Genomic DNA, 2,336 nt, shown 5'->3' with positions numbered 1-2,336 from the left:
ATGTCGGTGACCGTCAGCGCGGTCTCGTCGTGGGTGACGGCGTCGAGGAGCGCGCTGACGGTCACCGACATGGACTGGCGGGCCTTCGCCGGCGGCTACCGCCTCTCCCACAACCGCACCCTCCTCGACGACCTCCCCGAGGCGGCGTCCCGGACGGGCGAACCGGCCCCGGACGAGCAGCCGACGACCGCCGCGACCTCCCTGGCGGAGGCCCTCTCGGGCCTCACCGACCGCGAACGCGACCGCCGTCTGCTGGACGTCGTGCGCTCCTCGGCCGCGGCTGCCCTCGGCCACACCGACGCGGCGGAGGTCGCCGCCGACGCCCCCTTCCGCGACCTGGGCCTCGACTCGGTGACCGCCGTGGACCTGCGCAACCGGCTCACCACCGCCACCGGCCTACGGCTGCCGGGCACCCTGGTCTTCGACCATCCGACCCCCAGCGCGGTGGCCGCCGAACTGCGCGCCCTGCTGACGTCCCGACCCGCCACGGCACCGGCACCGTCCCGCACCGGAGCGTCCCCCGACGACCGCGTGTGCGACGACCCCGTGGCCGTCGTCGCCATGGCCTGCCGGCTGCCCGGCGGTGTCGGCTCGCCCGAGGACCTGTGGCGGCTGGTCGCCGAGGGCCGCGACGGCATCACGCCCTTCCCCACCGACCGGGGCTGGTACACCGCCACTCCGGGCGACGACCGCGCCCTCCCCACCGAGGGCGGTTTCCTCCACGACCTCGCCGGCTTCGACGCCGCGTTCTTCGGCATCTCACCGCGCGAGGCCCTGGCGACGGACCCCCAGCAGCGGCTCCTGCTGGAGACCTCCTGGGAGGCCCTGGAACGGGCCGGCATCGACCCCCTCTCGCTGCGCGGCAGCCGCACCGGGGTCTTCGTCGGAGCGGGCCACTTCGACTACGCCACCCTGGCCCTCACCACCGAGGAGGGCAGGGACTACGCCATCACCGGCTCCGCGGGCAGCGTCCTCTCCGGCCGCATCGCCTACACCCTGGGCCTGGAGGGCCCGGCGGTCACCGTCGACACGGCCTGCTCGTCCTCCCTCGTCGCCCTGCACAACGCCGTCCGGGCACTGCGGGACGACGAGTGCGGCCTCGCCCTCGTCGGCGGCGCCGCCGTGATGGCCACCACGGCCGCTTTCGAGGCGTTCGCCCGCCAGGGCGGCCTGGCCTCCGACGGCCGCTGCAAGGCGTTCGCCGACGGCGCCGACGGCACCGGCTGGGGCGAGGGCGTGGGCGTGCTGGTGGTGGAGCGGTTGTCGGACGCCCGCCGCAACGGTCATCCGGTGCTGGCGGTGGTGCGGGGTTCGGCGGTGAACCAGGATGGTGCGTCGAACGGTCTGACGGCGCCGAACGGCCCCTCTCAACAGCGGGTGATTCGGGACGCGTTGGCGAACGCCGGTCTCTCCCCGGCGGACGTGGACGCGGTCGAGGCGCACGGGACCGGCACCCGGCTCGGTGACCCGATCGAGGCGCAGGCCCTGCTCGCGACGTATGGGCAGGACCGTGAACGGCCGCTGTATCTGGGGTCGTTGAAGTCGAACATCGGGCATGCCCAGGCGGCGGCGGGTGTGGCGGGCGTCATCAAGACGGTCCTGGCCCTGCGGCACGGGACGCTGCCGCGCACCCTGCATGTGGATGCGCCGACGGCCGAGGTGGACTGGTCGGCCGGCGCGGTGGAACTGCTCACGGAGAACCGCCCCTGGCCGGACACCGACCGTCCGCGCCGGGCGGGCGTGTCCGCCTTCGGAGTGAGCGGCACCAACGCCCACCTCATCCTCGAACAGGGCGACGACGCCCCGGCGGAGCCCGCCACCGACACCGTCCGCCCGCTGCCCGTCGTCCCCATGCTGCTCTCGGCCCGCGGCGCGGCCGCCCTGCGAGCACAGGCAGCGCGACTGCGCGACCACCTGGACGGTGACGGAAACACGCCCGACCTGCACGACATCGGCCTCACCCTGGCCGCGCACCGTGCCGCGCTCGACCACCGGGCCGCCGTCCCGGTCACCGACACGGAGTCCTTCCGCGCCGCGCTCGACGCGCTGGCCGAGGACCGCCCCCATCCCTCGGTCGTGCGGGGGAGGGCCGCCGGAAGCGGTCTGGCGGTGGTGTTCTCGGGTCAGGGTTCGCAGCGGGTGGGGATGGGGCGTGGTCTGTATGAGGCGTTCCCGGTGTTCGCGGCTGCGTTTGACGAGGTGTGCGCGGGCTTTGAGGGGTTGTTGCCGGGGTCGTTGAAGGACGTGGTCTTCGGCGGTCCTGCTGAGGTGTTGGAGTCCACCGGTTGGGCGCAGCCTGCTCTGTTCGCGGTGGAGGTGGCGCAGTTCCGTCTGTT

1 protein-coding gene is annotated in these 2,336 nt (G+C 74.2%); it reads left to right on the top strand.

Annotated features, from left to right (window positions below; genetic code table 11):
- On the top strand, positions 1 to 2,336 hold a 2,336-nt coding region (locus AOK23_RS40885; RefSeq protein WP_157878306.1), incomplete at both ends, for a type I polyketide synthase.

The sequence above is a fragment of the Streptomyces torulosus genome (assembly GCF_001419765.1).
GTDB classification, from domain to species: Bacteria; Actinomycetota; Actinomycetes; order Streptomycetales; family Streptomycetaceae; genus Streptomyces; species Streptomyces torulosus.
This window is presented reverse-complemented; position numbering and strand designations above follow the sequence as displayed.